The 24,732-nt window shown below is 39.5% G+C and carries 17 protein-coding genes and 2 pseudogenes; 17 read left to right on the top strand and 2 right to left on the bottom strand.

Annotation, left to right across the window (positions count from 1 at the left end; all coding sequences use genetic code 11):
- Window positions 1-28: 28 nt before the first annotated feature.
- The 6 genes and pseudogenes from RI196_RS10155 to RI196_RS10130 all read left to right on the top strand — a co-directional run bounded on the left by RI196_RS10155 (window position 29) and on the right by RI196_RS10130 (window position 7,450).
- A complete protein-coding gene (locus RI196_RS10155; protein WP_311066196.1) occupies window positions 29-583 on the top strand; it encodes an acetyl-CoA carboxylase biotin carboxyl carrier protein in 555 nt (184 codons plus the stop codon).
- Window positions 584-749: 166 nt separating this feature from the next.
- Window positions 750-2,093 carry an acetyl-CoA carboxylase biotin carboxylase subunit gene (gene accC / locus RI196_RS10150; protein ID WP_311066195.1) on the top strand — a complete coding sequence of 448 codons (1,344 nt, stop codon included), beginning with the start codon at window positions 750-752 and terminating at the stop codon, window positions 2,091-2,093.
- Window positions 2,094-2,809: 716 nt separating this feature from the next.
- On the top strand, window positions 2,810-3,814 hold the full coding sequence (locus tag RI196_RS10145) for a C-terminal binding protein (RefSeq protein WP_311066194.1): 1,005 nt from the start codon (window positions 2,810-2,812) through the stop codon (window positions 3,812-3,814).
- Window positions 3,815-4,000: pseudogene (locus RI196_RS10140) on the top strand (aldo/keto reductase); the annotation flags it as partial.
- 343 nt (window positions 4,001-4,343) lie between these two features.
- Complete coding sequence (locus RI196_RS10135) at window positions 4,344-6,077, top strand: sigma 54-interacting transcriptional regulator (RefSeq protein WP_311066193.1); 1,734 nt, start codon at window positions 4,344-4,346, stop codon at window positions 6,075-6,077.
- A 185-nt stretch (window positions 6,078-6,262) separates the two neighbouring features.
- A complete protein-coding gene (locus RI196_RS10130) occupies window positions 6,263-7,450 on the top strand; it encodes an iron-containing alcohol dehydrogenase (RefSeq protein WP_311067345.1) in 1,188 nt (395 codons plus the stop codon).
- Between the two features lie 204 nt (window positions 7,451-7,654).
- Here RI196_RS10130 and RI196_RS10125 read toward each other — a convergent pair whose 3' ends face one another.
- Complete coding sequence (locus RI196_RS10125) at window positions 7,655-8,059, bottom strand: DUF1259 domain-containing protein (RefSeq protein ID WP_311066192.1); 405 nt, start codon at window positions 8,057-8,059, stop codon at window positions 7,655-7,657.
- 272 nt (window positions 8,060-8,331) lie between these two features.
- On the opposite strand from RI196_RS10125, the gene RI196_RS10120 reads away from it, so the two are divergent.
- The 10 genes from RI196_RS10120 to gucD all read left to right on the top strand — a co-directional run bounded on the left by RI196_RS10120 (window position 8,332) and on the right by gucD (window position 22,823).
- A complete protein-coding gene (locus tag RI196_RS10120; RefSeq protein ID WP_311066191.1) occupies window positions 8,332-9,750 on the top strand; it encodes a PTS mannitol transporter subunit IIBC in 1,419 nt (472 codons plus the stop codon).
- Window positions 9,751-9,947: 197 nt separating this feature from the next.
- Window positions 9,948-12,023: a BglG family transcription antiterminator gene (locus RI196_RS10115; RefSeq protein ID WP_311066190.1), complete on the top strand. Its 2,076-nt coding sequence runs from the start codon at window positions 9,948-9,950 to the stop codon at window positions 12,021-12,023.
- Window positions 12,024-12,044: 21 nt separating this feature from the next.
- Complete coding sequence (locus RI196_RS10110) at window positions 12,045-12,482, top strand: PTS mannitol transporter subunit IIA (RefSeq protein ID WP_311066189.1); 438 nt, start codon at window positions 12,045-12,047, stop codon at window positions 12,480-12,482.
- 2 nt (window positions 12,483-12,484) lie between these two features.
- The gene (locus RI196_RS10105) at window positions 12,485-13,633 is read left to right on the top strand and encodes a mannitol-1-phosphate 5-dehydrogenase (protein ID WP_311066188.1); all 1,149 of its coding nucleotides are present in this window, start codon (window positions 12,485-12,487) and stop codon (window positions 13,631-13,633) included.
- Window positions 13,634-14,531: 898 nt separating this feature from the next.
- Window positions 14,532-15,887 carry an MFS transporter gene (locus RI196_RS10100; protein WP_311066187.1) on the top strand — a complete coding sequence of 452 codons (1,356 nt, stop codon included), beginning with the start codon at window positions 14,532-14,534 and terminating at the stop codon, window positions 15,885-15,887.
- A 467-nt stretch (window positions 15,888-16,354) separates the two neighbouring features.
- Entirely contained in the window at window positions 16,355-17,383 is a 1,029-nt protein-coding gene (locus RI196_RS10095; protein WP_311066186.1) for a mannonate dehydratase, read from the top strand.
- Between the two features lie 23 nt (window positions 17,384-17,406).
- Window positions 17,407-18,936 (top strand): galactarate dehydratase, encoded by a 1,530-nt coding sequence (garD, locus tag RI196_RS10090; protein WP_311066185.1) that lies wholly within the window; start codon window positions 17,407-17,409, stop codon window positions 18,934-18,936.
- An 82-nt stretch (window positions 18,937-19,018) separates the two neighbouring features.
- Window positions 19,019-19,942: a 5-dehydro-4-deoxyglucarate dehydratase gene (gene kdgD, locus RI196_RS10085; RefSeq protein ID WP_311066184.1), complete on the top strand. Its 924-nt coding sequence runs from the start codon at window positions 19,019-19,021 to the stop codon at window positions 19,940-19,942.
- Between the two features lie 444 nt (window positions 19,943-20,386).
- The gene (locus tag RI196_RS10080) at window positions 20,387-21,082 is read left to right on the top strand and encodes a FadR/GntR family transcriptional regulator (RefSeq protein ID WP_311066183.1); all 696 of its coding nucleotides are present in this window, start codon (window positions 20,387-20,389) and stop codon (window positions 21,080-21,082) included.
- Window positions 21,083-21,347: 265 nt separating this feature from the next.
- Complete coding sequence (gucD, locus tag RI196_RS10075) at window positions 21,348-22,823, top strand: alpha-ketoglutaric semialdehyde dehydrogenase GucD (protein WP_311066182.1); 1,476 nt, start codon at window positions 21,348-21,350, stop codon at window positions 22,821-22,823.
- 114 nt (window positions 22,824-22,937) lie between these two features.
- On the opposite strand, the pseudogene RI196_RS10070 reads toward gucD, so the two are convergent.
- Window positions 22,938-23,084: pseudogene (locus RI196_RS10070) on the bottom strand (IS3 family transposase); the annotation flags it as partial.
- A 409-nt stretch (window positions 23,085-23,493) separates the two neighbouring features.
- Between RI196_RS10070 and RI196_RS10065 the strand changes: the two are divergent.
- Entirely contained in the window at window positions 23,494-24,723 is a 1,230-nt protein-coding gene (locus tag RI196_RS10065) for an IS110 family RNA-guided transposase (RefSeq protein ID WP_027725928.1), read from the top strand.
- Window positions 24,724-24,732 lie beyond the last annotated feature (9 nt).

Below are 24,732 nucleotides of genomic sequence, written 5' to 3'. Positions count from 1 at the left end.
TGTCAAAGAAAACGTAGGAGGGGAAAATATGAACAAAAAAGGATTGGAAATTTTAAGTGAAATGGATGTACAAAACCTTACGGCTCTTATTGAAAAATTAGAGGCATCTTCTTTTAACTTTTTAAAGCTTGAGAATGAAGATTATAAAATTGTAATCGGCAAAAATGGTGTGATCGAATCAAGTGAGACTGAAAAACAAACTGTCCAAGTCGCTGCTGAAACTCCTGTAGAATCAAAAACACAAGAAATTCAGTACCAAGAGGCAGCTGCAACGGAAGAACAAGTGGTGATTGAGGAAGCACCTTCAAACACTTCTAAAGAAATACCTGCCATACAAGAAGGGATTGAAATTATTAAAGCGCCAATGGCCGGTTTGTTTTATGCTCAATCTGAACCAGGTGCTCCTCCATATGTGAAAGTTGGCGACCAAGTTGAAGAAAAGACAACGGTTGGATTAATCGAAGTCATGAAGGTATACAGTGCAATTCATGCGGGAGTAAAAGGAGAAATTGTCGACATTCATGTTGAGGATGCACAACTAGTAGAATACGGCCAACCGTTATTTTCAGTTAAAGTCAAATAGACGTAAGCACCTTTATCATATCGGAAAAAATATAAAATGGTATATCGATTTTTAAGTTCACAAATAGAGGGATCGGTTTTATACCGATTTCTTCACTTTACGTTGCTCTTTTGATGATTGGAAAAACTTAATTTCTATTAAATGAAAGATAGAGGGTGCAGGTCAAATGAATATTAAAAAAATTTTCATCGTCAATCGAGGCGAGATAGCAGTTCGAATTATAAGATCTTGCAAGGTTTTAGGAATCGAAACAGTTCTTGCCGTTTCTGAAGCTGATATAGACAGTCTTCCAGCTCGATTAGCTGACAAAACCGTTTGTATCGGACCAGCTAATTCAACCAAAAGTTATTTAAACATTCCCGTGATCATTACAGCAGCGAAATCAGTTGGGGCAGATGCAATACATCCAGGGTATGGATTTTTATCGGAAGTAGCGGAACTTGCACAAAACTGTCAAGATCAAGGTCTCATATTTATCGGTCCAAAACCGGAGCACATTTCGAAAATGGGAAACAAACTTGTCGCTAGATCAATCGCACAGCAATGCGGCGTCCCTGTTTTGCCAGGTTCCGAAAAAGTGGCATCCTTTGAAGAAGTAATTCAAACCATTGAAAAAATAGGTTTACCCATTATGTTAAAGGCCGCAGCTGGAGGAGGGGGCCGCGGTATGAAAATTATTACCGATTATGCCAATATTAAAACGGTTTTTGAATCAGCCTCAGCTGAAGCGAAAGCAGCTTTCGGTGATGGAACTATGTACGTTGAAAAATATATCCCTAACGCCCGGCATATTGAAGTGCAAATCCTTGGCGATCAACACGGAAATGTTATTCACCTTGGTGAAAGGGATTGTTCAACACAACGCCGGCATCAAAAATTAATTGAAGAAGCGCCCGCATCTAATATTTCTGAGAAACTTCGCCAAGAGATCCGTGAAGCAGCAGTGAAGCTAGCCAAAAACATTTCCTATGAAAATGCAGGGACGGTTGAATTCATTGTGGATCAAGATGAACAAAAGTTTTATTTCCTTGAAATGAACACAAGAATTCAAGTTGAACACCCAGTGACTGAAGCCATTACAGGTGTTGATTTAGTACAGGAACAAATAAATATTGCACGTGGTGAAAAACTTCGCTTTACCCAATCAGATATTCGGTTTACTGGTCATGCAGTCGAATGCCGAATCAATGCGGAAGCACCGGAAGAAGGGTTTCGACCAAGTCCAGGATTAATTTCAAAATGGGAAATGCCGCAAGGACCTGGAGTGAGGATTGATACCCATTGTTACCAAGGCTATTCAGTGCCTTTGTTTTATGATTCCATGATCGCTAAAGTCATCGTCCATGGTTATGATCGAACACATGCCATGAAACGAATGCTTGTCGCATTAGATGAATTTACAGTTGAAGGGATTAAAACAACAATCCCATTTTTAAAAGAAGTTTTACAGGACGAAGAATTTGTTAGCGGAAATGTCAATACCCGTTTGCTTGAAAAAGTTATGAAGTAAACAATGCAAGCAGAAATAGACAGGGCTGTTCAAAAATCGATGAAAGAGCAGTCCTGATTTTTTTATTTTTAAAACATAAGCAAATTGTCTATTTTACTTTTAAATGATATAAATGATGAAGGAGTTAGATTTTACTTCGAATGTCTAGCAAAACATAACTTTATTTAACTTTTCAAAAGAGGTTATCGCAAAACTGTCGATTACCTCTTTTTTGTCTTAATTTTATCGATCTGGTTATAAAAAGTCTCACAAACGGATTCCCGTCTTCTTTATTCACATATTTTTTAACTGTTTTAAAACTTTCCATGTTACTTTGGCGATGTTCTCAGAGACATCCCTTAATACAAATAGTTGATATGATGTTGTTGAATTATTGCAAGCATTTTTCTCTACTAACTGCCTTTTTTGTCCAATTAGAAGGCGACGGAGGTAGTGTCAAAAGAAATATGAAAACTCTTCGAATATTGAAGGCTTGACATTGAGCCTCCACGAGCATGATTCTTTACGCAAAGACGCAGCCAATCCTTGTTGCGTAAGGCTTTATAGCCTATCATACTCGTCACTCAATGTAAAGCCTCGGTGGAAAGATGCAGTCAGAATTTCTCTCCTAAAGGGGGGAGAACGTTTTTTACCCACATGTCCATTCATACCAAGAGTTTTACAGGTTTTTATTAAAAAATTTTTGACAATACGAAAAAATTTAGGGGGAGAGAAAAATGAAAAAATTTAAAATAGTGGTTACTGATTATGAATTTCAAACACTAGCTCCTGAACAAGAAGTGCTTTCCTCATTGAATGTAGACTTCGTAGCTATACAGTGCCGCACTGAAGATGAGGTAATCGCTGCCTGCAAAAATGCCGATGCGATTATTAATCAATACGCTCCTATCTCTGCAAAGGTAATTGCAAACTTAGAAAACTGTAAAGTTATCTCACGATATGGGGTAGGAGTCAATACCATCGATGTGGATGCGGCTACCCAAAAGGGCATCATCGTTGCCAATGTCACAGATTATTCGGTAGATGAAGTATCTGACCATGCTTTTGCTTTGTTGCTTTCATTGGTGCGCAAAGTTGTCAAGTTAAATAGTGAAGTAAAAAATGGAGTGTGGAATTTTAATTTAGGAAAACCAATTTATCGATTACTCGGCAGAACACTTGGACTTGTAGGACTAGGAAGAATTCCACAGGCATTGGCTAAAAAAGCACAATCTTTTGGCTTAAATATCATTGCTTATGATCCATATATCCCGCAAGAGGTAGCCAATCAATTAAATGTTCAATTGGTAGAATTAAACGATCTATTTAAACAATCTGATTACATTTCCGTCCATGCTCCGTTGACGAAAGATACACATGGAATGATCAGCGACGAGCAATTTGATCTTGCGAAAAAGGAACTATTTATCGTAAATACAGCCTGCGGTCCTCTTATTGATGAGGCTGCATTAATTCGTGCTTTGCAGAATGGAAAGATTGCAGGTGCAGGTCTAGATGTTACGGAATATGAGCCTATTCAACCGGGTAATCCTCTTCTCAAAATGGAGAATGTGATTATTACACCGCATGTTGCTTGGTACTCTGAGGAATCGGAAAGTGAACTGAAGCGAAAAACTGCCCAGAATGTGGCTGATGTATTATCGGGATATTATCCTAAATATATAATGAATCCTAGCGTGAAAGAGAAAGTGCATTTAAGAGAAAAGGAATTGTACGTATAAAAGCAACCCGCCGAACTCGGCATCACCCTTTCTCAATTGGCGCTTGCCTGGGTATTGCGCCACCCGAACATCGCAAGAGCGTTAATTGGCGCAAGCCGTCCGGAACAAGTCGAAGAAAACATCAAAGCCGTCGACGTCCAATTAACGGAAGATGTGCTGGAGAAAATCGAGCAAATTCTTGCATAGGTATAAAAGAATGATGAGGAGATCGGTCGAGGTCCAATGATTGTGTAAAATCCACCTCCTGTCCAGCAAACTTAGATATCTGGAAAATAAAGCCACATTATGCCATTTATTTTTATACAAAGTTCTTTATTTGAGATCTATGGTATATCATATACACTTTCTACAATGTTAGAAAGGATGTCAAAAAAACGCTCCTAAAACAGCTACAACCTTTGATATATCCACATTTATAAAAAGAGGCAAGCGAAAAGATTGCCTCTTTTTTGTCGCGTCAGATCGATGCAAAGGATTTCTCTTGAGCGCAGCGAAAAATATGAACAGGAAGGGGAAGGAGGGACTTTGCATGTACAGAAGTATGCATGGATGTGAAAAAATCGTGTTGCGTGTCGATCAGACGTTGAAAGAAGCAGTGCAGCTGTTTATCTGCTACGAGATAAACGAAATTCCGGTAATTGACCGTCAGCGGCGAGAGATCGGTCGATTGACATACAGGATGCTACTAAAAGCGTTGGCGGACAAATGGGATGACGACACAACAATAGAGGCGCTATGGAACGTGCAGGAAACGACAGTGGAACATACAGAAGAACAGCAGGCCGATGTTCCGACTGAAAGCCATGCGCCCGTTTCGGAGCTGGTTGCCGATATCCAGCGGTTGGAACAGGAATTGCAAGGGGCGCATAGCATGGTGGAGATGATGAAAACTGTTCTTGATTCGGCATATGAAGGAATTGCTGTCGTGGACGCGCAAGGCATTATTCGGGAAATAAACAAGGCGTATTGTCAATTTCTCGGCATTCGCCGGGAAGATGCGATCGGAAAACATGTGACAGAAGTCATTGAAAATACGAGATTACATATTTGCATCGAAACGGGTATTCCGGAAAGAGGATTTATTCAAAAAATTTTTGATCAGACGATGATTGTGCATCGCATTCCAATTTGGCGCGAAGGAAAAGTGGTCGGGGCAATTGGAATGCTTATTTTTCAAGGAGTTTCGGAAGTGTATCAAATTTTTCAGCGAGTACAAGAGTTATCGCGTCAATCTAGTCAAAAAGAAAAGCAAGTAAAACGTGCGGCTTCTCCAAAAAAACAAATTTCAGGTGCGGATAGCATTGTCGGCCGCAGCCCAGCGATCGCGAAAATTAAGCAAATGGTGAGAAGAGCAGCGCGTGTGCCATCTACTGTGTTAATTACCGGAGAAAGCGGAACGGGAAAAGAAGTGTTGGCGAAAGCGATTCACCAATCGAGTCCGTATGTTGATGGCAATTTTGTCAGCGTCAACTGTGCAGCAATTCCGGAATCGCTGCTCGAGGCAGAATTGTTTGGCTATGAAGAAGGAGCGTTTACCGGAGCGAAAAAAGGTGGAAAGCCGGGAAAGTTTCAACTTGCCCATAAAGGGACGTTATTTTTAGATGAAATAGGCGATATGCCGCTATATATGCAAGCGAAAATACTGAGAGTGTTAGAAGAGAAAAAAGTGGAGCGAGTCGGAGGCGTGGCGGAAATGGAGCTTGATGTTCGCATCATCGCCGCTACGAATAAAAATTTAGAGGAAATGGTACAAAAAGGTGAGTTTCGCGAAGACCTTTTCTACCGCCTCAATATTATTCGCATTCATATACCTGCCTTGCGGGAGCGAAAAATGGATATCCCTTATTTGCTCGCCTACCATATGGAAAGGATTTGTAAGCAGTTCGGCTTAAAACAAAAAGAATTCACAAAAGAGGCGATGCAAGCGCTTATGGATTATTCATGGCCGGGGAATATTCGCGAGCTTGTCAATGTAGTGGAATGGTTGGTTGGAATGGTGGACGGGCAAAAAATCGAAAAGGAGCACTTGCCTTCTCATATTCTTTCTTCAGCTTTGTTTATGAAAAACGGTCGTGAAATGGAAGAAAGAAAACATATCATCGAACAAACAGATGTTCATTGGCGGGATATTGTCGATAATTATGAACGTGAAAGAATCAAGCAAGCATTAATTGATGCGAAGGGAAATAAAACAGCGGCAGCGCGAAAACTTGGCATGCATCGGTCCACACTTTATGAAAAACTGAAAAAATATAATCTATAAACACGTTGGAATAATGTACAAATATGTCTGGAATATGTCGGATAATTGTCGGTGCATCATTGTAGTAATAAAAAACTGAATATTTAAACTAGCAAAAAAATAGTGGTAGTTCCGGCTTGGCATGACTTTTGCATAATCATTATATTGAAAGCGTTATCAAAAAAGGAGGAAGAACGATGTCACAAGTGTATCAACTTCTCATGCCGAGCCGGATTTTATATGGACGCGGTGCATTTAACGAAATTGGGAATCAGGCGCGTCTGCTTGGGAACAAAGTGCTTATTATCAGTGATCCAGTCATGGAGAAGCTCGGCAATGTCGCGATTTGTGAAGAACATTTACGAAAAAAAGCGCTTCCATTTGCCAAGTATACTGGGGTAGATACGGAGCCGACCGATATTCATGTGAAAGAAGCGCTTGAAATTTGCCGTACAGAGCAGTGTGACGTCATCGTTGCGATCGGGGGAGGGAGCAGCATTGATACAGCGAAAGCGGTGGCGGTCATGATGACGAATGAAGGAACGATTAGCGACTATGTTGGCAATGTCAAGCTGTTTGCCAATAAACCGCTTCCGCTCATCGCCGTTCCGACGACCGCAGGCACCGGTTCCGAGGTCACGAAAGTCACGGTCATTATTGATACGAAAACGAACGTCAAAATGATGATTTCCCAGCCAGAATTATTGCCTGCCGTGGCGATTGTCGATCCGCTTTTAACCGTATCGTGTCCGCCATCGGTTACTGCAGCAACAGGGGTAGATGCGCTATGTCACGCGATTGAAGCCTATATTTCGCGCCGTGCCCATCCACTGACAGATGTGTTGGCTCTATCAGCGATTGAAGCGATCATGGGGAATTTGCGCAAAGCGTATGAAAACGGCAGTGATATCGATGCACGCGAGAAGATGGCAATTGGCGCGATGGTGGCAGGAGCTGCGTTTTCAAACGCATCGGTGACGCTTGTCCACGGGATGTCCCGACCGATTGGGGCACTATTTCACGTGCCGCATGGCGTGTCGAACGCGATGCTGCTGCCGGGGGTGCTGGAATTTACAAAAGAGAGCGCGAAAGAAAGACTTGCAGTGATCGCCCGTCTGATCAAACCGGAATTAAAGACAGCCTCCGATGAAGAAGCGGCCGATGCGCTTATTTTGGAAGTGAAGCAGCTCTGCCGGGATCTCCATATTCCAAATATGAAAACATGGGGAATTGAAAAAGAGCAGTTTGATAAGGTCGTTGATAAAATGGCAGCCGATGCGCTAGCGAGCGGCAGTCCAGGAAATAACCCAAGAGTTCCAACCCATGAAGAAATTGTGCAACTCTATCATGTTTGCTATGATTATGATTTTCGTTCAACGCATTTATCGCTCTAGTCAAAGAAAGGAGTTAATAGGGGAAGGGGGGAAAAGATGATGGATCTTTTTGTAATCGTTCTTGCTGAAGCGATAATGATGAGAGTTAGGTGGAAAGGACTGAATCAACAGACTCAGTCCTTTTTGTTGTATAGCAGTGCTTAGCAGGCGAGTTGTTGCAGATCTATTTTATTATTTGGCTTTGTTAAATTACAATGTTATCTTCTAATATTTTAATACTCTGAATGCATCTCGAACTTTTTTAGCAAATTCCAGTGGCGGCTCGATTGATTGAAAATGCATATACATTGCTCTTGGTTGGTCAAACAACCAGTGGTTATGGATTGCTGTTACAGTAATGTTTCTTTTTCTTAATTCTGTTAACAACGGATTAACCTCTTCTTGAAGCAGTACCGTTTCACCTAGATTTAGAGCATTTCCTTGGAAGTCTAAATTTTCAAAGGAAAAAAATTGAGGGTTAACTAGCGGAGAATTTGTTCTTCTTCCAAGTATTTTAAATGGAATGTCTCTGAATTTCTGCACAAGACATACTCCATTTATAACAGTGCCAGTTCCACCAAGGATTCTTGCAAATTCCCTGCATAGGTCTTTTTTTGAATCTAAACTCATCAATCATCCCTCTTTTCAAAAAAGTATTTAATATCCTTATTGTTATTTGTATGATTTTGGGGCATTTATGAATGGGAAAAAGGTTTACGACAAAAGTGGAATTTATAAAATGCAATATATCGTGGTTAATTGTTTAAAAAAGTCGAATCAAAAACGCCTATTATTAAAAAATGACAATAATGTGTCGGACAAAATGATATTTACTTATCGTTGAATACTCCCTGTAAGCGCTTTAAGATAAAGGTACAGTAAGCAAAAGGAGGAAATGAAGCATGACTCATACAACAGAAAGCCAGTCTAGCTTTCGTGTAAAGATTCAGCGTTTTGGTAGTTATTTAAGCGGAATGATTATGCCGAATATTGGGGCATTTATTGCGTGGGGAATTATTACAGCACTATTTATCCCGACAGGATGGCTGCCAAATGAAACATTTGCGAAGCTTGTCGGCCCGATGATAACGTATTTATTGCCATTATTAATTGGTTATACGGGCGGCAAAATGATTTATGATGTTCGCGGTGGCGTTGTTGGTGCCACAGCGACAATGGGAGTCATTGTCGGTTCGGAAATTCCGATGTTTCTAGGAGCAATGATTATGGGGCCACTCGGTGGTTACCTAATCAAAAAATTTGACCAGCTGATTCAAGGTAAAGTGAAACAAGGCTTTGAAATGCTTGTCAATAATTTTTCCGCTGGAATTATCGGTGGGCTGTTAACATTAGTTGCATTCAAAGGGGTTGGGCCAGTTGTTTCGGGAATTAGCAAAACGTTAGCAGCAGGTGTAGAAAAAATTGTTGATTTGCACTTATTGCCATTGGCAAATATTTTTATTGAACCAGGAAAAGTGTTATTCCTCAATAACGCGATCAATCATGGAATTTTAAGTCCACTTGGCATTGAACAGGCAACAAAAACAGGAAAATCGATTTTATTCCTGCTTGAAACCAACCCTGGTCCGGGTCTTGGTATTTTGTTAGCATATTGGTTGTTTGGAAAAGGAATGGCAAAGCAATCTGCACCGGGTGCGGTAATCATCCATTTCTTAGGCGGGATTCATGAAATTTACTTCCCATATATTTTAATGAGACCAATTTTAATTTTAGCTGCAATGGCTGGTGGAGTGAGCGGGGTATTAACATTTACCATTTTCGACGCTGGGCTTGTGGCGGTTCCATCTCCAGGAAGTATTTTTGCGCTATTAGCAATGACGCCAAAAGGTAATTATCTTGGAGTTTTGGCAGGCGTATTGGTCGCAACGGCAGTGTCATTCTTCGTCGCATCGATTTTCTTAAAATCGGCAAAAAATAACGAAGAAGAAGATATAACAAAAGCGGCTGAAAAGATGCAACAATTAAAAGGGAAAAAGAGTGATGTTGTTGCTGTGTTGAAAAATGAGGAAAAAGCAGTCCCAGCCAACGTCAAAAAGATTGTATTCGCTTGCGATGCAGGAATGGGCTCAAGTGCGATGGGGGCATCTATAATGCGGAATAAAGTGCAAAAAGCAGGGCTGGACATTGAAGTAACGAATACGGCGATTAACCAGCTTCCGCCAGATGCGGATATCGTTATCACCCATAAAAATTTGACGGATCGCGCAAAAGAAAAATTGCCAAACGCTTTCCATGTATCAGTGGAAAATTTCTTGAGCAGTCCAAAATATGATGAGCTCATTGAAATGTTAAAGAAATAAAGGTAGGCGTTTGCTTACCTTTTTTCTTTTCGCAAGAAAGTATTTTATTAAAAGATGGCAACAATAAAAAGGACGAAAAAGCAATATCTATTTCTTGTAATAAAAGGGATCGAGGCCTAAAATTTTTATTGAACAGATTATTTATTATTCTAAATCATGTCAACAATGGTTGCGCATGACGGGGAGGTGAAGGGGCCATGTATATATCTGCGCGGGAGCGAAAAATACTAGATATTTTGTTGTCCAATGACGAAGAAATAACGGTAGGAGAACTTGCTCGGCAACTAGACGTCAGCAACCGTACCATCCACCGGGATTTAAAAGGGATCGAACATATTTTAAAGGATTACCGACTGCAACTTGTTAAAAAAGCAGGGGTCGGCATTCGGGTTATTGGGGAAGAAGAAAAGAAAAAAGAGCTAGCGCTTCATCTATTTCATTTGTCCCATAAGGAATATACACCAGAGGAACGACAGATGATCATTCTGATTGCTTTGCTGGAAGCAACAGAGCCTGTCAAGCTTTTATCGCTGGCAAACGACCTCAACGTTACTGTCGCAACCATTAGTCATGATTTAGATAAAATCAATCAAATGATAGAAAAATACGGACTCTCCTTAATCCGAAAACGAGGATATGGAGTAGAAATTGCTGGATCCGAATCCGCAAAGCGGAGAATGATGAGTGAGCTGCTATTTCGTCACGTGGATGAACATGAGTTTCTTTCGTTAATGAAAGAGTCTATTCAAAAAAAGTCCATCAACACATTAAATACGGTCACAGAAAAACTTCTCGGGCTAGTCGATAGAAAAAAATTGGCCACCATTGAACAACAAATTGAACAGATCAAGGAGGAGCTTCCTTTTACGATTGCCGACAGTTCATATATTGCGCTAGTGGTCCATCTTGCCTTAGCAGTAGAGCGAATCAGCCATGGGGAATCGATTAATTTTGATCAGCAATATTTAGAAACGATTCAGACAACAAAAGAATATAAAACCGCGGAAAAAATTGCGCGATCGTTAGAGCGTGCTTTCCGCATCACGATTCCAAAAGAGGAAATCGGTTATATTACCATGCATTTAATGGGAGCGAAACTTCGCGACCGCCAAGGTTATATGCTAGAAGAGGCAAGTTTTGAAGTAGGCATTAAAGCGCAAGAGCTAATTCGGTTTGTCAGCGCTGAACTGCATGTAGATATTACAAACGATTATACGTTATACGAAGATTTGGTCGTTCATTTAAAACCAGCACTTTATCGCATCCAGCATAACATGGGGATTGCCAATCCGCTTTTAGAAAAAATTGTGCAAGATTATCCGGAACTTTTTGCGGTATTAAAAAAAGGTGTGAAACAAGTATTTCCGGATGTAACCGTTCCAGACGAAGAAATTGGTTATTTAGTTCTCCACTTTGCGGCGGCATTATTAAGGGAAAAGAAAGGATTGCGTGCGTTAGTGATCTGTTCGAGTGGACTAGGGACGGCAAAAATATTAGCAACAAGATTGAAAAAAGAAATTCCCGATATTGTACACATGGAACAGATTTCTGTTTTTGAATTGGGAAACACGGATGTAACGCCATACGACTTGATCGTTTCGACCGTCCCAATTGATGGCTTGGCAAAACCGTATTTCGTTGTCAGTCCAATGCTGCGGGAAGAAGAGATTGTGTCGATTAAACAGTTTTTAAAAAGCAGAAATGCGGTTTCCCGTAAGGAAGATGTGGACGACGCAGTAGGAAGATCTCATGATGTGGTCAAGAAAATGGCTTCCATTCAAAAAATGAGCGAAACCATTCTCCGAATTTTGGAAGGGTTTACGTTACAACAGGTAAATAGCCGATCCATCAAAGAAGTATTAGCAGAGGCATGTCATCAGCTATGGCAAAAAGGAATCATTTTCAACTCTGAGAAAGTTCTTACAGAATTGTTGCGGAGAGAGACATTAGGAGGATTGGGAATACCGGAAACGTCGCTCGCATTGTACCATACTCGAAGCTCTGCGGTGCTTGTTCCTTCTTTTACGATTTATCGGTTAACGGAATGCCAAACAATCAAAGGAATGCACGATCAGCCGATGGCTGTAAATACTATTTTACTGTTGTTAGCGCCCGATTCACCTAGTCAAGAAATGCTTTCCGTTCTAAGCCATATCAGCTCATTGGTCATTAAAGATGAAGATAGCATGGCCTTATTTGCAAAAGGGAATCGCGAACAGGTGTATTCATTTTTGAGCTATCATTTAGACAAGTTTTTTCATGACTATTTTTAACAGCGTAGGGGAGTGAATAACATGTCAATGCCAATTTTACAGAAAGAAAATATTATGTTAAATGCACGAGTAGAAAATAAAACGGAAGCCATTCGTTTAGCAGGGCAAATTTTAGTGAATCACGGTTATGTTGAAGATTCTTATATTGATAAAATGTTTGAGCGAGAAGCGTTAACAACAACATATATAGGAAATTTCGTTGCGATTCCGCATGGTACAGAGGATGCGAAACAACTTGTCAAACATTCTGGTATTTCGATTGTACAAATTCCTAATGGGGTTGATTTCGGAGATGGCAATATTGCCAAACTATTGATTGGAATCGCTGGAAAAAATAATGAACATTTGGAGATTCTCTCGAAAATCGCCATCGTTTGTTCGGAAGAGGAAAATGTAGAAACGATGATTAATGCGGCGACAGAAGATGATATTCTTCGCCTTCTAAATGAGGTGAATTAAACATGTTGGCTGTTCATTTTGGCGCAGGAAATATTGGAAGAGGATTTATCTGGAGTTTGCTTTCTCAATCCGGCTATGAAGTGGTGTTTGTCGATATTAATGATGAAGTGGTCTGCTTATTAAAGGAAAAACAGGAGTATCGGGTCATCATTGCCGATGAACATAAACAAGAGCAGCTGATTCGCAACGTTTCTGCTGTCAATAGTCAAACAGAACGTGAAAAGGTCATTGATTATATCACAAAAGCTCACCTCATTACAACGGCGGTCGGACCGCATATCTTACCGGCTATCGCCACGATTCTTGCGGAGGGGCTGCAAAAAAGAGCCGAGATCAATCAAACACCGCTTCATATTATTGCTTGTGAAAATATGATTGGCGGAAGTGAAGTGTTAAAAAGCCATGTTTTTGCAAAGATTTCCGAAGCAGATAAGCCGTTGTTCGAAAAGTATTACGGTTTTCTAAATTGTGCGGTAGACCGTATCGTTCCGAATCAAAAAAACGAAGATCCTCTCTCCGTTATGGTCGAGCCGTTTTATGAATGGGTGATCGAAAAACGAAACATCATTGGCGACATTCCGCCGATTCAAGGAGCATATTTTGTTGATGATTTAAAACCTTATATTGAGCGCAAGCTTTTTACCGTAAATACCGGGCATGCGATTGCTAGTTATTTAGGATACTATAAAAAATTGCAAACGATACAAGAAGCAATGAATGATGGAGAGATACGCTCGGATGTGGAAAAAGCGCTGCAAGAATCAGGTGCGGTGTTAGTAAAGAAATATGGATGGAATGAAAACGAACATCAAACTTATATTCAAAAAATCATTCAACGTTTTATGAATCCTTCCATTTCTGATGAAGTCGTCCGGGTTGCTCGTTCTCCAATTCGCAAACTTGGGGCGAATGATCGCCTCATAGGACCGGCCACGCAATATTATGACTTGTTGGGACAAGTACCGCTTGGTTTAGTCAAAGGAATTGCCGCACTGTTATTGTTTGACTATGAAAACGATGACGAAGCAGTTGCGTTGCAAAAAACCATTCAAGAAACAGGAGTAGAAGGGGCCCTATACCAATATTCACAATTAGAAAAAGATCATCCTCTTGTTATAGCAATAAAAGATCAATGGCAGCATTTAAAGTAAACGGATGACCTGCCTTGCCAAAACATTGGCAAGGCAGGTTTTTTTCATGGTTTATTAACAACGTTTGGCAGCAAGACAAACGTTTTATAAAAATATTGCGAAAATACCGCAGACCATGTCGATAATGTTCTGCAAAACATATAACGAATACATAAATGCACATAAAATTTTGAAAGCGCATCATTTTTAGAAGTCTGATTACAAGGTTGTAAAAACTTTGTAGTCAGCTTTTTTAGATGTTGGTGTGTGAAAATGTCGATAGATGAGAAACTTTCCGCAGTTCGAAAATACGACGAAAATGTAAAATCGATGAAGTATTTTCACCAACTGTCGTAAGAAATCAAAAAAGTTAATCCGACGTATCGAAATAATGCTTATCCAGTAATAAAACAATATTTTCTTGTTTTTTTAAATTTCTAAATTGACTAAATTTTTATTTTGTCTTACAATATAAAAAACTTACAAACAAACAATAAAAAGAGGGGAGGCCTAAGACTAGACAAATTTAAATTTAAAAATTGTTATTATCTAAATTATAATTGGTGATTTAACTTATCAATGTGAATAAGAAGGGTGTAAATAGAGAAGAAGTAAATTAGATCATAATATCAAGATTAATTATCCATATTGCATACAACAAATAGCGTTTATAAACCAACAAAAAGATTTTTGTAAGCGATTACCTTATGCTTTGTATGAAAAAATGTTTAAATATTAGCAATTTACTGACCCTAATAATAAACAGAACTTATCTAGAGTTAGTAGTTATTACATATCGAAATAGTCGAAGCAATGAAAAATATAGACTCAATGTTAGATGTTGTAATTATTAAATGTTCAAATCATCGTGACGTGAGATGCTGACAATACTAATGTTAAAAAAGAAGGAGGAATAAATATGTTAGAAACAAACACAAATAAAGAAGCCATCGTACAGACAAAATTAAAAAGAAGCCAAGTTCGCTGGTTCATTGTTGCCATGCTGTTTTTAGTCACTTCTGTCAACTATGCTGATCGCTCAACTATTTCTATAGCAGGACCAGCTATACAGAAAGAACTAGGCTTAAGCGCTGTCTCAATGGGGTATATTTTTTCGGCCTTTGCTTGGGCTTATGTTATTGGGCAGATTCCTGGAGGATGGTTTTTGGATCGCTATGGTTCTAAAATTGTCTATGCTTTTAGCATCTTTTTTTGGTCACTTTTCACTTTGCTTCAAGGGTTTGTTGGTTTTGTTAGCGCTGGTGCTGTTGTTGTGCTTTTATTTGTCTTGCGTTTTCTTGTGGGACTATCTGAAGCACCATCATTCCCTGCGAACAGTCGAATAGTAGCGGCTTGGTTTCCATCTCAAGAACGTGGAACAGCTGCCGCTTGCTTTAACTCCGCTCAGTATTTTGCAACAGTTATTTTTGCACCTATTTTAGGTTGGATCACAAGTTCTTTTGGCTGGCCATATAACTTCGCATTTATGGGTGTTTTAGGAATTATTTTGTCTTTTGTTTGGATGAAAGTGATTTACAATCCTAAAGATCATCCCCGTGTAAACCAAGCAGAGTTAGAATATATCGAGCAAGGTGGAGCTCTAATTGACATGGACAAAAATAAGAATAGCAACAAAAGTGATGAAAAACCAAAATTAGTTTATCTGAAACAACTATTAAAAAACCGTATGATGATTGGGATTTATATAGCTCAATTCTGTATTAATACACTTACTTACTTCTTTTCAACTTGGTTCCCAGTATATTTAGTTCAGGAACGCCATATGTCTATTCTTAAAGCAGGGTTTGTTGCCTCTCTTCCGGCAATTTGTGGATTTGCAGGGGGAATTTTAGGTGGTATTTTCTCTGACTATTTGCTAAGAAAAGGCTATTCTTTGACAGTAGCAAGAAAAGTTCCTATCGTTCTTGGGATGTTTATGTCTATGAGTTTGATTATTGCTAACTATGTAGATATGAATTGGATTGTTATTGTTGTAATGGCCCTTGCTTTTTTCGGAAAAGGATTTGGCGCATTAGGATGGGCTGTAATGTCCGATACCTCGCCGAAGGAGTTAGCGGGATTAAGTGGTGGTTTATTCAATACATTCGGCAATATTTCAGGAATTACAACACCGATTATCATAGGTTATATTGTTGAAGGAACTGGATCTTTCAACGGAGCACTTATCTTTGTAGGAGTGAATGCACTAGTAGCTATATTCAGCTACCTTGTTATTGTTGGTGAAATCAAACGTGTGGAACTAAAAAAAGCATGATTAGAATGCACATGCTATCAAGTAAATATAAAAATCTTAATGGAGCATAGATGTCCACATCATGCTCCATCTTATTTATAGCTGCCGGAGACCTTTATAGAACATATTGAAATAAGGAATGGAAGCCGCTTATGTAGGTGGGACTAGTGACCTACTATTAATCATTTCATGGATTTCCTACTATCTCATAAAGATAGATTTTAATATTTAATTTTCTCGCAAAATAAAAAATTTAATTGATTATTTATAAATTTATAAATTGACTAAATATTCATTTTGTCTTACAATATAAATAACTTACAAATAAACAATAAAGGAAACTAATTGGATAATCAGGTTTAACTTTGCGATTTTTTATTTACAATCGAGCAAAAAATAGAAAATAGCTATATTTAGCTTAATTCATATGTGATTTATTTTTTAATATCCAACTCCATAAATAATAAATCAATTTATGAGGTGATAAAATGTTTCAAGTTTCAGTTACAGTCAATACTACCAATTTAACTGATCTCGATTTGAAACAATTGTGTCAGCTCGGTGTAGATTGCATTGACTTTGGTAATGGAAATTCTTTCGAAGGGGTTAAAGAACAAGGATATCCTGACTTAGATAAGCTGTTAAAACTAAAAAAGAGAATCCGCTCATGGGGAATGGATATTAATCGGGTAACTCTTCCTAACATTACAGAGAATTTTATGAAAAACCGTCCTGGAAGTGAAAAGGAACTAGAAAATTCATGTAATGCGGTTAAAGTTTTCGCGGAAGCAGGGATAACACTTGTACGGCAACGTTTTGAAGGTGATGTATTTGAAGGTCTTTCTAGAAAATATAAAGCAGTTCAACGTGGAGGAGCTATTGCGCGCGGAGAAAGTATCGGCCTTATGACAGAAAAACGGCAAAAACCTACATTTGAAGAACTTCAAGACTGGTGGAAATCTTTCCAAATCGCTTATAGAGAGCTAGTCCCTATAGCTCAAGAAAATAATGTCAGAATAGCGATACATCCTTCGGATACGCCACATCCAGATTCACCTTTTGGTGGATTAGGGCTACACAGAATTATTGACGATTTTCCAAATAAAAATGTAGGGTTTGTTTATTGTGTTGGAACAAGAGCTGAAGCAGGAGGGTCATCTTTAGTTCTTGATGAAATCAACTACTTTGGACGAAAAGGAAGAATATTTTTGGTTCATCTTCGTAATGTAAGAGGAAGTTTACCAACCGAAGGGGCATTTGAAGAAGCATTATTAGATGATGGTGATTTAAATATGTTCAGAATATTGCTTGAACTTAGGAAGGTTGGTTATCAAGGATGTATCAATCCCGATCATGTTCCAATTCTGACCGGAGATGAACCGGACTACGACGACAGATGGAAGTATTCCAATATCGGTTGGAAGACTTCCAGCATAGGATTTGCTTATTCCATAGGATATGTAAAGGCCCTAATAGCAGCAATGTATGAATTTGAGGGAAGACCAATATATAAATAATCAATACTGAAGGGGGAGTAATTTTGAAAGTTTATAGAAATAATCGCCCACCATTGTACATACAGGTACATCCGGATGACAATACGGCTATTATTGTAAATAGTGGCGGATTGGATGAAGGCACTGAATTTCCTTGTGGCTTAAAATTAATCGAGCGAATACCGCAAGGGCATAAAGTTGCCCTCCGCGACATTTATGAAGGTGAAGAAATTGTAAGATATGGAGAAGTTATCGGTTATGCCAAAACTACAATAAAAAAAGGGAGTTGGGTAAAGGAATCATTAGTGCTTATGCCGACTCCTCCAAAACTAACTTCTTTAACCTTTTCTAATAAGGTTAAAGAAGTTCTTCCGTTAGAGGAGGAATTCACTTTTTTAGGATTTCGCAACGAAGATGGTACAGTAGGCACCAAAAATATTCTGGGGATTACTACAAGTGTTCAATGTGTAGCTGGTGTTTTAAATGTTGCTGTAAAGAAAATAAAGGAGGAACTTTTGCCTCTATTCCCTAATGTTGATGATGTTATTGCCCTAAATCATGCTTACGGTTGTGGTGTGGCAATCAATGCACCTGATGCAGTAATCCCGATTCGTACTCTTCAAAACTTAGCGAGACATCCTAATTTCGGTGGGGAACTGATGATTATCGGATTAGGATGTGAAAAATTATCTCCCGATCGTTTAAACAATGGCATTAATGACAACATCCTCATTTTACAAAATGAAAATGGATTTATGAATATGATTAATTCCATTATGGAAATGGCCGAAAAAAAGTTAAAAAAACTAAACGAAAGAAAGAGAGAGAAAATCCCTGTTTCAGAATTGGTTATAGGCGTACAATGTGGTGGAAGTGATGCCTTTTCCGGGGTAACTGCTAATCCGGCTGTAGGTTATGCTGTTGATCTCTTAATTAAGTCAGGAGCAACTGTATTATTTTCGGAAGTTACTGAAGTGAGAGATGCGGTGCATCTGCTGGCACCACGTGTAATTAATGAAGAAGTAGGAAAAGCGCTAATCAGAGAAATGGGATGGTATGATAATTACTTAAGAAGAGGGGAAGCCGATCGTAGCGCTAATCCGTCTCCAGGAAATAAACGTGGTGGATTAACAAATGTTGTAGAAAAGTCACTTGGTTCCATTATCAAATCCGGAAGCACACCGATTGTAGATGTATTAGCTCCAGGGGAAAGAGTAAGAAAAAAAGGACTTATTTTCGCAGCTACACCTGCCAGCGATTTTGTTTGCGGAACTCTTCAATTAGCATCAGGAATACATTTGCAAGTTTTCACAACAGGAAGAGGCACACCTTATGGATTATCAATGGTTCCAGTAATCAAAGTATCTACTCGAAGCGAACTACGCGAACAATGGCCTGATCTGATTGATATCGATGCCGGAAAAATCGCTACTGGAGAAGCAACAATTGAAGAAGTTGGTTGGGAGATTTTTAAAGAAATTATAGAAGTAGCAAGCGGAACAAAAAAGGCATGGGCCGATAAATGGAAAATTTATAATGATTTAGTTTTATTTAATCCATCTCCAGTAACATAAATAAAAAATATTAAAAACATATACAATTGTCTTACAATATTATTGACTTAAGTATATAATTAAAGAAAGGCGGAACTTACTTATGGATAAATTAAGAAAATCCCCTAGGGGGATTATGGGATTCCCAGTGACGCCAATGGATTCTAGAGGCAACATAGATCTTGATGGTCTAAGGGCAAATATCGATTTCTTAATTAAATCCGGGCTATCATCAATATTTGTTGTTTGCGGAGCCGGAGAACTGCAATCAGTTAGTAATGATGAATATAAGGAGATTGTGAGAGTTGCTGTAGAGAGAACGAAGGGAAAAGTTCCTCTTTATACAGGAGTTGGAGGAAATATTAAACAGGCTTTGGAACAGGCAAGAATTTCGCAAGAGTTAGGAGCCGATGGATATTTAATCTTTCCTCCTTATCTCATAGACCCTTCCCAAGACGGTTTATATGCTTACTTAAGCACCATTATTAATAGTACAGACTTAAACGCTATCGTATATAACAGAGGCAATTGTTTGTTAGAAGTCGAAACGCTTCAAAAATTATGCGAATTACCACAACTAGTGGGTTTCAAAGATGGAATAGGTAATATTGAGTTGAATGCGGAACTTACGCATGCCATAGGCGATCGCCTCGAATGGATTAATGGAATGCCCTTAGCAGAAGTAACAATGGCTGCTTATCTTAATCTTGGCTTTAAGTCTTATTCATCTGCTATTTCTAACTATATTCCGCATATTTCTATCAAATACTATCATGCGCTGTTAAACGGAAACAAGGCGGAAGCACGTGAAATCTACGAAAATGTAATTCTTCCTATTCATAGAATTAGAAAAAAGAAAAAAGGATATGCAGTAGCACTTATTAAAGCAGGCATGGAAATAGTAGGTTTACCAGTAGGTACTAATGTAAGACCGCCGGTTACACCAGTGGAGAAAGAACATTATGAAGAGCTCGAACACATAATCAAAAAAGCATTAGAAAAATATCCAAATGATGTAAAGGTTTAATTAGGAAACTATTCTTGAAGCAGGATTTGTTTCTATACTTCCTGTCTTATTTACTTTTATTGTCTTTGTACTTGGAGAAACTTTTTTAATAAAGAATGCTTGGTATCTAATCAAATGGCTGTGCCTTTGTTTTTCTAAACAAAGTGTATGTCCGACCTCCATCTCATGGATAGGTTGAACGAAGGAATTCGTGAGATATGGGAGGGTACACCGCCATGAGAAAGGTGAAGATCCAACTGGTGCGATCATCGGAACGCCCATCTCTATTTCCGAGAAATGGGATCGTAGGGGATCTTCCTCCAGAGCTGTTGTATCCAAAAGTTTAAATATATTCAAGATCTATCCTGCCTTCTGGTGCTCATTCTGGATGCATCCTTGCGAAAATCGAAGAAATTCAAAGAAAAAAAGAGAAAATCGATATTTTTATAGAGGGAGGGAGATTAAATGAGTGAACTAAAATACGCTGTAAGTTCGGTACGCAGGAGTACTTTGTCGCAACAAGTTTTAGAACAATTGATACAGCTTCTAGTAAGTGGTAAGTTGAAACCAGGAGATAAATTACCATCTGAGATAGAATTAATGGAACAATTAGAAGTAAGTAGACCTGTTCTGAGAGAAGCTCTAAGATCCCTTGAGACACTAGACATTATAACAAGGAAGCCACGTGGAGGAACATATATTAACGATAAAGTGGGAAGTGATCCTTTTAAGGCGATGCTTGCTGTGTCAATTAATAATGTTCCAGCCATCATTGAAGCTCGTATGACATTAGAGCTCGGATTAGTGACGATTGCTGCTGAAAAAATAACGGATCAGCAGTTAAAAAAATTAAAAGATACCATTGATCAAATCAGAGAACATGCTGATAGTAACTATGGATTTTTAGATAAAGAATTTCATCGAATCATTGCATTGAGTGCTAATAACCCTATTGTTGAAGGAATGATTATTTCCTTACTCATCACACATGAAAAAACAGACAGTTTGATTAAATATAGAGAGCCAGATATTACAATCGAACATCATCTTGCAATTTACGAAGCGCTTAAAAATAGAGACCCAGTAGAAGCTTTCAAACAGATGTACAGGCACTTAAGTTTTGTGCGCAATAAGATTTTAGCTGATTATGAAAATGAGTAATATATGTAATATTAAATATTCAATTAGGGGAACTTTTCATGTGAGTCATTACTCTTTATTGTTTAGGCGAGCGTATTAAAATGTTTGAATCTGATTTTAAAATGCTTAAGCATATGAAAGGAAATAAACCCCTTTTCGAAATTATTTACTGTAAATGGTTGTATTTTCCACAAAATTCCTTATTGCAATAAACGAGTCAAGCCATTTTTCGAGATTAAGGCATGGCTCTATATTCGCATTTTCAAGTGACAAGGGGGATATTAACATGGCGGTATCGGAAGTTAAAACTAAAAAACAAACATATCTCAATTATATAGATGGCAAATGGGTTCACTCATCCACAAAAAAAGTTGATAAAAGCATCAACCCAGCCAATAAAAATGAAATAGTAGGGTATGTTCAACAATCCAATGAAGAAGATGTAAATAAAGCCGTAGAAGCGGCTAAGAAAGCGCAAGTTAATTGGAGAAGACTATCTAGTGTTAAAAGAGGGGAATATCTTTATAAGGCTGCTAGTGAACTGGAAAAAAGAATGGATGAAATCGCAGAAACAATGACGCGGGAAATGGGCAAGACATTCCCTGAGTCAAAAGGAGAGGTACAGAGAGGAATTGCAATCCTTCGTTACTATGCGGGAGAAGGAATGAGAAAGATTGGTGATGTTATTCCTTCTTCAGATAGCGAAGCGCTTATGTTTACAACCCGTGTACCACTTGGTGTTGTAGGAGTTATCACTCCATGGAATTTTCCTGTAGCCATTCCTATTTGGAAAATTGCCCCTGCCATTATATATGGAAATACGGTTGTATTCAAACCGGCTCAAGAAACAGCAGTGACTGCTGCTAAAATTGTTGAATGTTTAGATCAAGCTGGTTTGCCAGCTGGTGTTGTTAATATGGTAACCGGCAGAGGATTGGTAGTAGGAAATGCTATAGCCGAACATCCAGATATTAATGCAATTACCTTTACTGGTTCAAATGAGGTTGGAAAAACAATTGCTCAAAAAGCAGTGGCACGGGGAGCTAAATATCAGCTTGAAATGGGTGGCAAAAACCCTGTAATTGTATTGGATGATGCTGATCTTGACCAGGCTGTGGAAGCAACTGTTAGTGGAGGACTGCGCTCCACTGGACAAAAATGTACAGCAACAAGCCGAGTGTTCGTTCATAGTAATGTATATGATGAATTCAAGGAAAAACTATTATCGAGGGTAAAACAAATAACAATAGGCAATGGATTAAATAATGATACATGGATGGGACCTTGTGCTAGCGAAAAACAGTTAGAAACAGTTCTGTATTACATACGCAAAGGAATCGAGGAAGGTGCCACTTTACTGTACGGTGGTAATCGTTTAGAAGATGGGGAATTTAAAAATGGATTTTATGTGCAACCAACTATCTTTGAAAATGTCTCTCCTAATATGACAATTGCTCGAGAAGAAATATTTGGGCCTGTATTAGCTTTAATTAAGGTGGATACGTTGGAAGAAGCATTAAATTTAGCAAATGATACTCCATTTGGCCTTAGCGCCTCTATCTTTACCAAAAATATAGGAAACGCTCTATCATTCATAAATGAAATTGAAGCGGGATTAGTTCGCATTAATGAAGAAAGTGCAGGCGTAGAGCTACAGGCTCCTTTTGGAGGAATGAAGCAATCTAGTTCACACTCAAGAGAACAAGGACGAGCTGCCATTGAATTCTTTACATCAATTAAAACTGTTCTTATTAAAAGTTAAAAGTGTCTGTTTGTCGCATTCCTAAATTATTGAAAATTAATGGAATATCAGAAAAAGAGAGCCTATCTATCTGTAACTATAACTGAACTGAACCAAAAAGTTAGACACGGAAATTTAGACAATGATTTGGGTATGAGTTCGGTATTGAACCGGACTCATGCCTTTTAATTTTGCCTTGATTCGTTTGTGATTGTAATAATGAATATAATTCTCTAATTCGTGTTTAAAATGCTCCATGCTCTCAAATTCCTCGTATACTAAGTTTCAGAAAGTTTTTTTATCGAATTTCCAGTCCGATACGCTCCTTGACAATCGCATATCTTGGGTGGTTGCCTTTGTGGGAGGGGCGCGCCCCTCCCACAAAGGGTTGAGCGTACCGGGGTTGGACTTTTCGCAATGTTCCTGGATAATGGTCTTAGGATCATCGGGGATACTCTTCTCATTCCTGTAGCTTTGACTACTTGTAAAGTCTGTCTCCTCGGCCCCTGTTTGGACGTCTAACCCGCAGGCTGTTCCCGTTGGTTTTCCCCATGCTGGAAGGAGCAGCTTCCAGGGCAGCCCATGGTCCAACGTGAGTTCTCATATGCGAGGGTGACTGGTCAACAGGCGCGATCCGGGGGCATCCCGAAGAGTCCTACCCCTCGATCCTACAACAATAGGAGGTGATCTCATGAAACTCTACGTCGGGATCGACGTGAGCTCACGCGACTTAGCCACCTGCATTATGGATCATGAAGGAAATACGTGCGCACGCTTCAAAGTGGATAATCATCTTCTGGGCGCCACCTTCCTTCGGGATCAAATCCTCCTGTGGGCTAACAAGCGAAAGCCAACCGAAATTCTGATCGGGATGGAAGCCACCTCGGTCTACAGTTGGCATCCAGCTATGTTTTTCCACCAGCAGGAGGCCTTGCAGGCTTGGAACGTCAAGGTGTTTACGATCAATCCAAAGCTCATTCGCAAGTTTAAAGAAGCCTATGTCGACTTGGAGAAAACGGATGACATCGATGCTTGGATCATTGCGGATCGGCTTCGCTTCGGCCGTCTGAAGATGACGGCTGTCCTCAAGGAGCAGTTTCTCGCGCTTCAGCGACTGACACGCATGCGATATCATCTCGTCCACCAGTTAACCCGTGAGAAACAGTATTTTCTCCAGCACTTGTTTTACAAATGCAGTTCCTTTACCCAAGAGGTGGACAGTTCGATCTTCGGACATGCCATTCTCGAACTGCTGCTTGAGTCGTGGAGCCTCGATGACATCTGCCAAATGGATGTCAAGCAGTTGGCCGACTTCCTGCGCCAAAAAGGGCGCAATCGCTTTGCCGATCCGGAATGCATCGCCAAGTCGATTCAAAAGGCGGCCCGTTCGTCGTATCGGTTGTCCAAGTGTGTCGAGGATTCCATCGACTTGCTGTTAGGGCTGTCGATTCAATCAATCCGCAGCCTGCAATCGCAGCTCAAAGAGCTCGATAAAGCCATTACCCGCCATCTTGAAGGCATTCCGAACACACTGCAAACCATCCCAGGCATCGGACCGGTTTATACCGCAGGCATCCTGGCCGAAATCGGGCAAATCGAGCGGTTTCACAACCAGGCCGCCTTGGCAAAATATGCCGGCTTGACATGGTCCAAGCACCAATCGGGCCGTTTTCAAGCCGAGGACACCTCCCTCATTCGTTCCGGCAATCGCTATCTCCGTTACTACCTAGTGGAGGCTGCCAACTCGGTGCAACGGCATGATGCGACGTTTCGTGCGTACTACCGGAAGAAGTATGAGGAAGTGCCCAAACACCAACATAAACGAGCCCTCGTCCTCACCGCTAGAAAACTCGTGCGTGTGATCGATGCGCTGCTACGCAACGGTCAAATCTACACGCCAAGAAAGGGGGAAGATCGATAAGAGGATCGA

The organism is Aeribacillus composti (genome assembly GCF_031760945.1).
In the GTDB taxonomy this organism is placed as follows: Bacteria; Bacillota; Bacilli; order Bacillales; family Aeribacillaceae; genus Aeribacillus; species Aeribacillus composti.
The sequence above is the reverse complement of the archived record's forward strand: the minus strand, read 5'-3'. Positions and strand labels throughout refer to the sequence as shown.

Coding starts and splice junctions, on each gene's coding strand:
- RI196_RS10155 (WP_311066196.1), top strand. CDS start 29: ATGAACAAAAAAGGATTGGAAATTTTAAGTGAAATGGATGTACAAAAC.
- accC (WP_311066195.1), top strand. CDS start 750: ATGAATATTAAAAAAATTTTCATCGTCAATCGAGGCGAGATAGCAGTT.
- RI196_RS10145 (WP_311066194.1), top strand. CDS start 2,810: ATGAAAAAATTTAAAATAGTGGTTACTGATTATGAATTTCAAACACTA.
- RI196_RS10135 (WP_311066193.1), top strand. CDS start 4,344: ATGTACAGAAGTATGCATGGATGTGAAAAAATCGTGTTGCGTGTCGAT.
- RI196_RS10125 (WP_311066192.1), bottom strand. CDS start 8,059: ATGAGTTTAGATTCAAAAAAAGACCTATGCAGGGAATTTGCAAGAATC.
- RI196_RS10120 (WP_311066191.1), top strand. CDS start 8,332: ATGACTCATACAACAGAAAGCCAGTCTAGCTTTCGTGTAAAGATTCAG.
- RI196_RS10115 (WP_311066190.1), top strand. CDS start 9,948: ATGTATATATCTGCGCGGGAGCGAAAAATACTAGATATTTTGTTGTCC.
- RI196_RS10110 (WP_311066189.1), top strand. CDS start 12,045: ATGTCAATGCCAATTTTACAGAAAGAAAATATTATGTTAAATGCACGA.
- RI196_RS10105 (WP_311066188.1), top strand. CDS start 12,485: ATGTTGGCTGTTCATTTTGGCGCAGGAAATATTGGAAGAGGATTTATC.
- RI196_RS10100 (WP_311066187.1), top strand. CDS start 14,532: ATGTTAGAAACAAACACAAATAAAGAAGCCATCGTACAGACAAAATTA.
- RI196_RS10095 (WP_311066186.1), top strand. CDS start 16,355: ATGTTTCAAGTTTCAGTTACAGTCAATACTACCAATTTAACTGATCTC.
- kdgD (WP_311066184.1), top strand. CDS start 19,019: ATGGATAAATTAAGAAAATCCCCTAGGGGGATTATGGGATTCCCAGTG.
- RI196_RS10080 (WP_311066183.1), top strand. CDS start 20,387: ATGAGTGAACTAAAATACGCTGTAAGTTCGGTACGCAGGAGTACTTTG.
- gucD (WP_311066182.1), top strand. CDS start 21,348: ATGGCGGTATCGGAAGTTAAAACTAAAAAACAAACATATCTCAATTAT.
- RI196_RS10065 (WP_027725928.1), top strand. CDS start 23,494: ATGAAACTCTACGTCGGGATCGACGTGAGCTCACGCGACTTAGCCACC.